The organism is Pseudoalteromonas sp. HF66, assembly GCF_011806445.1.
Classification (GTDB): Bacteria; Pseudomonadota; Gammaproteobacteria; order Enterobacterales; family Alteromonadaceae; genus Pseudoalteromonas; species Pseudoalteromonas apostichopi.
In genome coordinates this window covers 1-11,326 of record NZ_JAATOU010000036.1, presented here as the reverse complement: position 1 = coordinate 11,326, position 11,326 = coordinate 1, and the positions used below count along the sequence as shown (strand labels likewise).

Sequence of the window (11,326 nt, the reverse complement as noted above, 5' to 3'; positions counted from 1 at the left end):
GTTGCGGGAGCCGGATTTGAACCGACGACCTTCGGGTTATGAGCCCGACGAGCTACCAGGCTGCTCCATCCCGCGCCTGTAATTATTAAGTTTATTTTACTTCTCACTTAATTTAAGAAGTCAGCCAATTCAGAAAATTGGTTGCGGGAGCCGGATTTGAACCGACGACCTTCGGGTTATGAGCCCGACGAGCTACCAGGCTGCTCCATCCCGCGCCTGTAATCTCTAAGTAACGTTAACATGTTAACCATGCCTTGTTCCGAAGAGAGCGCTATAATATAGCAATTAAATTAGAAATCAAGCGTTATAATTGAAATAGAGCCTCAACCGAACAAAAAGCACACAAAACTACACTAAAATCCGCGCTGATGAGGACTAATCATTTTTTGCCATTCCCAATCAGGGTGCCCCATGACGATAAAGTCTGGATTCTCGGTACTTTCACGTTGATTATAAGTGAGTGGGTTAAATTCAGCATCCGTAATACATCCTCCGGCTTCTTCAACAATCACTTGCGAAGCGCCGGTATCCCACTCACCTGTTGGCCCTATTCGTAAAAAACAATCGGCTTTACCTTCTGCTATGATACAAGCTTTTAGTGAACATGAGCCTAATGCCACAGTCGCAAACTGAGTATTTAGATACTGGCTTACAGCTTCAATTTTTTGTCTGCGGCTTACAGCTAAGGTTAAATTATCGGGTGTTGCTACTGAAATTTGCTGATCTTGGCCATTTTCACGTTTAAATGCACCATTTTGGTAACTTGCAAAATAAGTTATTTGTTTCGCTGGCCAATGAATAACGCCAAGAACTGGACGATTATTTTCAACTAAAGCGATATTTACTGCAAAATCACCACTTTCGAGAATAAACTCACCCGTACCATCCATTGGATCAAGTAACCAATAACGATGCCAATCTTTTCTGTCTGCAAGTGCTGGAATGGGTGTTTCTTCTGACATAATTGGAATATCAGGTGCTATAGCCTTTAAGCCTGCCATTAATACATCGTTAGATGCTAAATCGGCCTTGGTGACCGGAGTATGATCTGACTTTTGCTCAGCACCAATATCACCCTGCTGATAAATTGCCATAATGGCATCGCCCGCTTGCTCAGCTAACCGAATGCACGGTTCTAAAAAATCATTCATTGCCCGCTCCCGACTCTAAGAACTTTGTTAATAATAGCAAAGCTGCGACACTTCGTGCTTCAGTAAAGTCTTCTTGTTGCAATAATGATTGCCAATCACTCATTGGCCATTTCACCACAACAAGCGGTTCTGGCTCATCACCAGGCAAGGTTTCAGGGTAAAGATCTTCGGCATACAAAATATGCATAGTGGCATTAAAGTAACTAGGTGCCATACTGACTTTTTTAAGTTCAGCGAAATGCTTAGCACCAAAGCCAACCTCTTCTTTGAGCTCGCGGTCGGCAGCTTGCTCAGGTGTTTCACCTGGGTCAATTAAACCTTTTGGAAAACCCAACTGATAATCATTGGTACCCGCACAATACTCTCGCACTAATAACAGTTCGTTATCGGCCGTTACAGGCACAATCATAACGGCACCTCTGCCACCGCCACGAATTCTTTCGTATTGCCTTTGCTCGTCATTTGAGAACTTCAATTCGAGAGATTCAACAGTAAATAGTCGGCTTTTAGCGACAACTTCATTAGACAAAATTTGCGGTGGTGTAGGATGCTTTTTCTGTGTCATTGGCATTAATTTGCTATCATGGCAGTTATGCTCATCATAAATCTTTTAAAGTGAATTGCCTATGTTAAATTGGTCAAAAATCGATACTGTGTTGTTAGATATGGATGGCACCCTACTCGATTTGCATTTTGATAATTACTTTTGGCTTACTGTTATTCCCGAACAATATGCGCATAAACATAAAATCAGTTTAGACGAAGCAAAAGCTGACATTTTGCACCGTTATCAACAAGTTCACGGACAAATTAATTGGTACTGCTTAGATTATTGGCAACAGCAACTTGACTTACCAATTATGGCGTTAAAACGTGACATTCAACATTTAATCAGAATTCGTGAAGATGTTCCGCCATTTCTAACGGAACTAAGAAAAGCAGGCAAGCAATTGATCATGCTCACTAACGCACACCCAGATTGTGCCATGTTAAAGTTTGAACTAACTGCGATCGATAACTACTTAGATGGCGTGATCTCAACTCACCAATATGGCGTGAGTAAAGAGCATCAACCATTATGGCAACAAGTACACCAAGAATGGCAGTTTGATAAGGAACGGACTTTATTTGTGGATGACAGCCCGGCAGTACTCGATGCGGCAAAAGAGTTTGGTATTGGTCATATTCTTGCGGTTGCCAACCCAGATAGTCAGCAACCGCACAAGCAGTTCGATGGCTTTTTATCGACCATCGATTTTCGCGAGTTTATGCCCGTTATAAAATGAGCATAAACACGTTTATTTAGGGTAACGCTGCTCTAAGCCTTGGTATACAAGCTTTGCGAAATCCGCATGCTCTGTATCTAGGCTTTTTACCACTTCAACTAGGTGCTCATTATCTTCTTGACCGTTCCACACTTTGATATAACTACCGTCTTTGTAGCCATGATCTTGGCGGAAAAAATTCAAAGTGTTTTTACCTACGTAACCACGGTATAAATCGTCGATATCCATACCGATTTGTGCCATACAACCAGCAAATGCAGCAGCATTAAAGCTCTTTTCAGCGACAGCTGAAGCAGCTAATAATTCGAGTGTTTGTTTAAAGTCATCAGCTTGAACTGGCGCACTTAACTCTGCTTCAAGTTGTGCTGCTAACTGCTCATAGCTGGTTTCACCATCGATACGTAAAGATAAACCGAAATGGAAAATATCAACTAACTCTAAAATAACTTGTTCAGTATCTGGAGTTTGTTTCTTCCACCACTTCCAACCATAGTGATCAAGCATTTCAGCACACTCAACCCAAATTGCACGATACCATTCAAAACCTTGGCTAAACCATTGCTCATGTACTTTGGTATTCATCGCATTTTGCATCTCGAGCATGACAACGAGTTTTTGTAAATTAGCAGACATTTTTTATCCCAACTTGCATTTTTTATTTGCCTATATATTACAGTAAAGATGAAATAAATACCGCAACAATCAGGTCATCTTTGCAGTTGATAAAAATAACCGAGGAAGCCCATGTTTAAATCTCTACTTATTAGCGCACTGTTTGTGCTATCAAGCCAAGTTGTTGCTGCAACTGCCTCTAATATTGCCGAATCTGCAGAGCAAGTCAGTCCATTATTACCAGGATTAGCGGTGCCAAATGTTGAATTAAAAGACCAATACGGCAAAACCGTCTCATTAAGTGAGCGCTTTAAAGAAAAAACCACAGTGCTGATTGTTTATCGTGGTGGCTGGTGTCCATATTGTTCAAAACAATTGGCCAGCGTACAAAAAATAGAGAAAGAATTAGCTAATTTAGATGCGCAATTAATTGCCGTTTCGCCAGACAGCCCTGAAAAACTTGCTGAAACAAAAATTACAGCTCCTAGCTATCAATTGCTTTCTGACGACAGCCTCACTTTGGCGCAAACGTTAGGTTTAGCATTTTACTTAGATGACAAAACAGCAAAGATTTACCGCAATAAGCTTGGGGTTAACTTTGTGTCGCTAGATGGTGAAGCGAAAGTAGCGTTACCAGTACCTGCAGTGTTTGTAATCGACACAAATGGGTTAGTTCATTTTCAATATGCTAACCCAAATTACAAAGTACGTTTAACAGAGGATTTATTACTAGCAGCTGTTAAATCAGTGAGCGAACAATAAATTAGCAAGGGATAAGCAGAACATGCTTCTGCTTATCGGCCTTGTGTAAATTCTTGCCAAGATTCAATTAAATCAACAAAGTCTTCAAAGCCGCAGCCACTGCACAGGCCTTCTTCTTCAAGCATTAAATCATCATCTTGGTAGGCAACTAAGTCTTCATTATCTTGATGTAATGCATGTGCTTCGAATAATGCTTCGTCTTTACTTAAGATCAAATCAATTTCTTGACCTTGTAAGGTTAAAGGCTCATGGCAGCTGTTAACCGCAGCGATCAAAGCTTGCACCATCGCTATTTTTTCTTTACCAACTTCTTCGTTTAGCCAACGGCCTATGATGGCATGTTCAGAAGAAATTTTAATGCGTAAACCGCTAATAGGGTCGCGGATAAATTGATATTCCATGGAGGGTACTCATAATACATTATCTGCTAATTATACCGTTTGCAGCTAAACGTGGCGAGTTTTGCAACCTTAAAACAACACGAGCGCCTAAGTGGCGCTCGTGTTTGTGCTATTTAAATAGCTAGAGTCGCGATTTGAAGCGTGCAGCATCAATAATCGCCCATAGGTATACGATTGGCAGTAAAATAAAACCAACTGCCACATAAATTAGTGCACCACTAATAACCCATGCTAAAAAGAATGCAATAGCCGCCATTAAACGACCTTGTACCAATTGCCCTAAGCCAGGAAAAAAGATATTACATATTGCTGCGATTACATTACCGCCAGAACCTTGCTCTGCCATACTAACCTCTATAGTTTTTAATGATTATACTTTTAGTAAACATACTTTATGCCAACTTATTATGGCTTACAAATCAAAGCGTTAAAAAATAGCGTTTTTTTGATTTTAGTTCTTTTTGCTAAAAATCGGTCAAATTCACAATTTTTATTTACAATTTTAATGACTTGCCAAAATAGCTGTTTATAAAAACAGTATTTTATTTAGCCTTGCATAAACACCTGTTATACTCCACTCATTATAGATTGAAAAGGCGTAACGATGGACGTTTCTGAATTACTCGATGGCTTAAATGACAAACAACGGGATGCAGTCGCAGCCCCATTGCAAAACATGCTAGTACTTGCAGGTGCGGGTTCTGGTAAAACTCGAGTACTTGTTCATCGCATCGCATGGCTTATGCAAGTTGAGCAAGCTTCTGCATATAGTATCTTTGCGGTAACGTTCACTAACAAAGCCGCGAAAGAAATGCGCACCCGTGTAGAAGAAACGTTAAAAGCACCGGTTGGTGGTATGTGGATTGGTACTTTCCATGGCTTATCTCATCGTATTTTGCGCGCCCATCACCGTGAAGCGAACTTGCCTGAAAGCTTTCAAATCTTAGATTCTGATGATCAACAACGTATGATCAAACGCTTGCTTAAAGCGATGAACATCGATGACAAAAAGTGGCCTGCAAAACAGTTTGGCTGGTATATCAGTGCGAAAAAAGATGAAGGCCTACGTCCTAAAGACATTCAAGCCTACGATATTAACGAGCAAATGATGTTGAAAGTCTATGCTGCGTATCAAGAGGCTTGTGACCGCGCTGGTTTAGTCGACTTTGCAGAAATACTGCTACGCTGCTACGAAGTACTTAAGAATCATCCGACACTTTTACGTCACTATCAACAGCGTTTTGCCCACATGCTGGTAGACGAGTTTCAGGATACCAATACTATTCAATATGCTTGGCTAAAATTACTCGCGGGTAATACGAATAGTATTATGATCGTAGGTGATGATGACCAAAGTATTTATGGCTGGCGTGGCGCAAAAATTGAGAATATCAAACGCTTTTTAACTGACTTCGAAGCCGAAACCATTCGCCTTGAACAAAATTACCGCTCAACAGCAACCATTTTGAAAGCGTCAAATGCGCTGATCAAAAACAATGCTGAACGCATGGGCAAAAGCCTTTGGACAGACGGCAATGATGGTGAGCCTATTTCTGTTTATGCCGCTTTTAATGAATTAGACGAAGCACGCTTTGTTAGCAGCAAGCTACGTAGCTGGCTAAATGCAGGTAATGCATTACAAGACGCCGCCATTTTATACCGTAACAACGCGCAATCTCGTGTACTCGAGGAAGCAATGTTGCAAGAAGGCTTAAAATACCGCATATACGGTGGTATGCGCTTCTTCGAACGCCAAGAGATCAAAGATGCACTTTCGTATTTACGTTTAGTCGGTAACCGCCAAGATGATGCCGCTTTCGAGCGTGTTATTAACACCCCAGCACGCGGCATTGGTGATAAAACGTTAAGCCACATTCGTGATTGCGCGCGGAATGAGTCACTGCCGCTTTGGTATGCCGCAAAAGCAATTGTAGAGCAGCAGCACTTATCTGGCCGTGCAGCAAGTGCAGTCACTAAGTTCTTAGAACTTGTTGAACATATCGAAGATAAAATCAGCGATCTGACCTTAGAAGAGCAAGCTAAATACGCCATTCAAACTTCTGGGTTAATGGCTATGTATCAAGCTGAAAAAGGTGAAAAAGGCCGTGCTCGCGTAGAAAACTTAGAAGAGCTTATTAGTGCGTGTGGCCAATATGAACTACCGGAAGATGAAGAATTCAGCTCGCCACTACAGGGCTTTTTGGCTTATACCTCACTAGAATCAGGCGAGGGCCAAGCCGATGAGCACGAAGACGCGGTTCAAATGATGACCCTGCACTCAGCAAAAGGCTTAGAGTTCCCGCTGGTATTTATGGTCGGTGTTGAAGAAGGCATGTTCCCGTCACAGCAAAGTAATGAAGAATCTGGCCGTTTAGAAGAAGAACGCCGCTTGTGCTATGTAGGTATGACTCGCGCAATGGAAAAACTATACATTAGCCACGCGGAAAGTCGCCGTTTATACGGACAAGAAAAATACCATAGTCCATCACGCTTTTTACGTGAAATGCCTGAAGACTGTATCGAAGAAATTCGTATTAAAACCCAGGTCTCAAGGCCACCTGCGGCAGGTCGCTTTAGTCCATCAGTGACGCATGCAGCATTTGAAGATAGCGGCTTTAACTTAGGACAACGTGTATTGCACGCCAAGTTTGGTGCAGGGACCGTACTCAATTACGAGGGTAGCGGCGCACAGTCACGTATTCAAGTGAACTTTGATGACTTAGGCAGCAAATGGCTTGTAACACAGTATGCAAGACTTCAAGCCTTATAATGAGTATATAACAGCACTGTGCAACGAGCTGACGATTGCAAAGCATCGCCAGCTTGTCATAGTGCAAGGAAGCGAAACTTGGTGCTATCAGTTTGCTAGCCAACTAGTGCTTAAAAATAGCTATGTTTTCAGCAGTAGCTCACAATTAGTGAGTAGTGAGTTTCCAAAACATGCTCACCAAATTCTTGGCCAAGAGTTTCAGCACGCAATTTTTGATGGTTTTAGCGGCTTATATGTCGATAAACTAGCAGCGCTTGCAGGTACCGTAAAAGCAGGTGGTGTACTGATATTATTACTGCCCAATGACAGTCATTGGCAAGACCCTGCACTAAGGAGTATTACCTCCTATGGCGAAGAGATTACACACAGTTTTTTTAATCAGCGTTTTTTCGCCAAGCTAAAGTTGCAGCCACATTATTTAACTCAGCATTCTCTCCCAGCTTACCAGCCGGTATCGCCAGCAACTGCTGAGATAAACTATCAGCAACAACAGCTATGTGTAGAGCAAATAATTAAAACCGCGACAGGGCGCGCTAATCGACCTTTAGTTATTAGTGCAGATCGAGGTCGTGGTAAGTCAGCCGCTTTAGGGCTTGCAGCAGCAAATCTTCAAGATAAGAAAATCCTTATTTGTGCAACACAAGCTAAAGCCGTACAAACAAGCTTTAAACATTTAGCCGCTAAGCTTGGTATCAGCAAAGAACAAAACTGTAAACAACTAGCTAACCTCAGCTATGTTGCGCCAGATACACTGTTAAACGAAAAACCAGACTGTGATCTGCTATTTGTCGATGAAGCTGCCGCTATTCCTGTACCAATGTTATTGCAGATCCTGAAAAATTACCCACGAATCGTATTTGCTAGCACTATGATTGGTTATGAAGGGAATGGGCGTGGTTATACGTTACGCTTTTTACATTATTTACGTGGCCAATTTAAATCACTAAAGACAATCACTTTGGGCGAGCCAATTCGTTTTGCCAACCATGATCCGCTAGAAAATATCATACGTGAACTATTACTACTCGATGCAAAGTACCTAGACACGCAAAGTAGTGAAGCATACGAATTTGAAAATATAAGCAAAGAACAACTTATTGATAATGAGAAGCTACTTAGCCAAATTATGGCGCTATTGGCGTTGGCTCATTACCAAACCACGGTAAACGACTTACGGCAATTGCTTGATGCCCCTGAGTTACAGCTATCTATCTGTAAACAAGAAAATGCGTTAAAAGCCGTTTGCTTAATTGCTATTGAGGGTGGCTTAACAGCAGAAATCGCAGAGCAAGTAATAAAAGGAAAGCGTCGACCACATGGTCATTTAATGGCGCAAACTCTGACTCAATTGAGCCGAAATACAGAAGATTTGTGTAAACGCTCAGCGAGAGTGGTAAGAATAGCGGTCGCACCAGAGTCCCATCAACAAGGTATAGGTTCAGCCCTATTAAACTTTTGTGAGAACCAATTAAAAGATTGTAGTTATTTCGGAGCCAGCTTTGGGGCAAACGCTGCTTTAGTTAAGTTTTGGCAAAGTAATGGCTTTAATGTTGTTAAACTTGGATTTAGTCACGATAAAGCGACCGCGGAACATGCTGCCTTAGTGATGAAAGCTTTAGATGAGCAAAGCAAAGATAGAGCTGCACAATTCATTGAAGAATTTAAACAAGACCTCTCTTTGCAACTACTCAGCCATTTTAGCTCACTTCCTTGGCAGCTTATTATGGAACTATTTAAAGGCCTCCCTAGAAGTGACTGTCCTGAAGGCTTAAATGAAAGAGCAGAACGGCTCTTAACAAGCGATATTAACCACTTTCAAGTACAGCCATTGCTATGGCAAATGATTTGGTGCACACCAATTAGTCTAAATTTATTAGATGAAAATACAAAATTCATCCTAATTCGACTAGTATTACAGCAAACCTCTGTAAATAGCTTGATCGAAGAAGCCTGTTTTACAGGTAAAAAAGACTTAGACTTAAAGTTCAAAACCGCAGTGCAAGGTTGGTATGCTCACTATAAATCTCTTCAAAATAACAGCCATTAAGTGTTTCTGTATATATACCTTACTGCTATCTCAGTTCGCTTTCGCTGAGCTTAAACAACCAACTATTAAACTTGGCATGTCTACAGCACTGACTGGACCTGCTAAGCAAATAGGCGAACAACTAGCGCTTGGCAGTAATATTTACTTCAATAAAATCAACAAAGAAAACGGTATTAATGGGCAAAGTATCGATCTAATATTAGCTGATGATGGCTATGAGCCAAAAAATGCCGTAGTGAATACCCGCGAGTTTTTATTTGACCAAAAGATCCATGCAATTTTTGGCTCAATGGGAACACCGACAGCCCATGCAATTAAACCCCTGCTAGATAGGCACCGCATTCCATTTCTAATGCCATTTACGGGCGCTGACTTTTTACATAACAGTTCAATGCCAAATGTATTTAACCTTCGTGCCAGCTACCAAGATGAAGCGATTGAGCAAATTAACTATTTAATCAAAGAGCAAAAGCATGAAAAAATTGGGCTAATGATCCAGGCTGATGAATTTGGTTATATGGTTGAGAGCAACCTGGTTAACGCACTAAAAATACATGGAATTAAGCCAGTAGAAGTTGCTCGATTTAAGCGTAATAGTCAGGATATCTCTAAGGCATTAACTCTGTTAAAGGAAAGTAATGCAACCGCAATTTGTTTAGTTGGCACCTACGAGCCTCTCGCTGAATTTATTAATGCAGCAAACAAACAAGGCTTCAACCCTGACTATACTTCTGTGTCTTTCGTTTCCAGTCATGATTTATACAAGCGTGTCAAACAACCCGCCAACATTATGGTCACCGAAGTGGTTCCCGACCCAAATAACTGTAAAAACTCTTGGTGTAAGCAGTTTATTGAAGATATCGAGCCATATCACACTAGTGCAAATAGAATTATTTTTGAAGGTTATTTGAATGCCGTTGCATTGGTTAGCGCTGCCAAGAAATGTCCAACACCATTAAACAATCAATGCTTACTTACCGAATTAAATCGTTTGTTTACTGACACATCTGATTTCGCTGATTTATTTAACACCCACTCCGCAGGAAATAACAAAAAAATCTACCGCTCATATTTTAAAAGTAATTAGGTTAAACTACGACTAAAATACAATAATGTTCTATGCTATAGAGACTTAACAAGGCTTTGAGGGAAATATGGATCTGATTAATTTTCGAGTTGGGCAAAAGACCATTTCACTAAAAATTCTCGATATTCTTCTAACTGAGCGTTACGAAGGAAATCTCACGTCTTTGCCAAATGAAAATAAAAGCTTCATTGGGGTTAAAGATTACATGGAAACTCCTACGCCTATTTTTGATTTAGGAATTGTATTAAACAATCACTCCACCAAAGAAACCAATACCGAGTTATCTGACCTTTTAGTTGAAAGAGAAAAAGACCACTTAGATTGGCTAGATGCCTTAGAAAATAGCTTAGTTACCGGCGCGCCTTTTACAAAAGCCACTGATCCAGATAAATGTGCTTTTGGTCGTTGGTATAATAACTTCGAAACAGATAATGAAGACTTAAAAAGTATATTAGCTAAGTTCGATAAGCCACACCGCGAATTACATGCCATGGCTGGTGAGTTATTAGAATTGCAAAAAAGCCAACCTCACGACAAAGTCATTAGCTTATTTGCAGAGAAAAAGCGCCAAACATTCAATCAGCTTATTAGACTATTTGAATCGGCACGTGAACAGATCATTCTTGATTACAAGCCAATAATCATCTTCACTACTAAAGATGGCGTTACGCCACATATAGGCTTATTAGTCGACAAAGTAGAAGACAGCATCAACGTTAAGAAAGAAGACATTAAACCGCTAGATCAATTAACCTCTGTTGGTTTTGATGTTGACCCGCAAACTAAAAACATGATGCGCGGACTAATTAAAATGAAGCATAAACACAGCTTATTATTAGACCCAAGCGCCATCTTCCGTCCAGAACACCTAATGCGCCACGAGGCAGAAGAAACCGAAGAGTATGGGCTTTTTTAGTTAGCAAGTTGCGAGTGTAAAGTCATAAAGGCTCTAGGCTCTAGGCTCTAGGCAAAGTGTAGTTGTAGGAATGGCTTTAGCCATGAATGTGTTGGTTAAGGTCTAGATACGGCACTGACGTGCCTCCTACAAGGTTTTGTTGCTGAGGGAGACTCTTCACTAAACACCCCCACCGCTCAGCTGACATCTATTATCTGACGGCTGAAAGCTGACAGCTCCAAACGCAAAAAAGCCCGACTCTTTCGAATCGGGCTTTCTTTAATTTGGAGCCTGGCAATGTCCTACTTTCACATG

The 11,326-nt window shown here is 41.0% G+C and carries 11 protein-coding genes and 2 tRNA genes; 6 read left to right on the top strand and 7 right to left on the bottom strand.

The annotated features are described in order from the left end of the window. Position 1: 1 nt before the first annotated feature. The 4 genes from HCZ11_RS19410 to nudE all read right to left on the bottom strand — a co-directional run bounded on the left by HCZ11_RS19410 (position 2) and on the right by nudE (position 1,716). A tRNA-Met gene (locus tag HCZ11_RS19410) sits at positions 2–75 on the bottom strand. A 63-nt stretch (positions 76–138) separates the two neighbouring features. After that, positions 139–215: transfer RNA gene (locus tag HCZ11_RS19405), tRNA-Met, on the bottom strand. 138 nt (positions 216–353) lie between these two features. Beyond that, complete coding sequence (gene cysQ, locus HCZ11_RS19400; RefSeq protein WP_167659240.1) at positions 354–1,151, bottom strand: 3'(2'),5'-bisphosphate nucleotidase CysQ; 798 nt, start codon at positions 1,149–1,151, stop codon at positions 354–356. Further along, entirely contained in the window at positions 1,144–1,716 is a 573-nt protein-coding gene (nudE, locus tag HCZ11_RS19395) for an ADP compounds hydrolase NudE (protein ID WP_175580523.1), read from the bottom strand. Before nudE ends, cysQ begins: the two co-directional genes overlap by 8 nt. A 61-nt stretch (positions 1,717–1,777) precedes the next feature. On the opposite strand from nudE, the gene yrfG reads away from it, so the two are divergent. Continuing rightward, complete coding sequence (gene yrfG / locus HCZ11_RS19390) at positions 1,778–2,437, top strand: GMP/IMP nucleotidase (RefSeq protein ID WP_130050020.1); 660 nt, start codon at positions 1,778–1,780, stop codon at positions 2,435–2,437. Between the two features lie 12 nt (positions 2,438–2,449). Here yrfG and HCZ11_RS19385 read toward each other — a convergent pair whose 3' ends face one another. Beyond that, the gene (locus HCZ11_RS19385) at positions 2,450–3,070 is read right to left on the bottom strand and encodes a dUTP diphosphatase (RefSeq protein ID WP_055199370.1); all 621 of its coding nucleotides are present in this window, start codon (positions 3,068–3,070) and stop codon (positions 2,450–2,452) included. 111 nt (positions 3,071–3,181) lie between these two features. Between HCZ11_RS19385 and HCZ11_RS19380 the strand changes: the two genes are divergently transcribed. Beyond that, the gene (locus HCZ11_RS19380; protein ID WP_130050021.1) at positions 3,182–3,811 is read left to right on the top strand and encodes a peroxiredoxin-like family protein; all 630 of its coding nucleotides are present in this window, start codon (positions 3,182–3,184) and stop codon (positions 3,809–3,811) included. Between the two features lie 32 nt (positions 3,812–3,843). On the opposite strand, the gene HCZ11_RS19375 is transcribed toward HCZ11_RS19380, so the two are convergent. Then, positions 3,844–4,212: a YacL family protein gene (locus HCZ11_RS19375; protein ID WP_130050022.1), complete on the bottom strand. Its 369-nt coding sequence runs from the start codon at positions 4,210–4,212 to the stop codon at positions 3,844–3,846. 121 nt (positions 4,213–4,333) lie between these two features. Then, positions 4,334–4,558, bottom strand: coding sequence for a hypothetical protein (locus HCZ11_RS19370; protein ID WP_054554878.1), 225 nt, complete (start codon positions 4,556–4,558; stop codon positions 4,334–4,336). Positions 4,559–4,816: 258 nt separating this feature from the next. Here HCZ11_RS19370 and uvrD point away from each other — a divergent pair, with 258 nt between their 5' ends. From uvrD to HCZ11_RS19350, 4 genes are all read left to right on the top strand, one after another. Then, on the top strand, positions 4,817–6,982 hold the full coding sequence (gene uvrD / locus HCZ11_RS19365) for a DNA helicase II (protein ID WP_054563945.1): 2,166 nt from the start codon (positions 4,817–4,819) through the stop codon (positions 6,980–6,982). After that, positions 6,960–9,029, top strand: coding sequence for a GNAT family N-acetyltransferase (locus HCZ11_RS19360; protein ID WP_167659238.1), 2,070 nt, complete (start codon positions 6,960–6,962; stop codon positions 9,027–9,029). Before uvrD ends, HCZ11_RS19360 begins: the two co-directional genes overlap by 23 nt. Beyond that, positions 8,992–10,116, top strand: a complete 1,125-nt coding sequence (locus HCZ11_RS19355; RefSeq protein WP_130050024.1) for an ABC transporter substrate-binding protein — start codon at positions 8,992–8,994, stop codon at positions 10,114–10,116. The genes HCZ11_RS19360 and HCZ11_RS19355 overlap by 38 nt, the downstream gene beginning before the upstream one ends. Before the next feature lie 67 nt (positions 10,117–10,183). Beyond that, positions 10,184–11,032 (top strand): CZB domain-containing protein, encoded by an 849-nt coding sequence (locus HCZ11_RS19350; RefSeq protein WP_167659237.1) that lies wholly within the window; start codon positions 10,184–10,186, stop codon positions 11,030–11,032. The last annotated feature ends 294 nt before the right edge of the window (positions 11,033–11,326 follow it).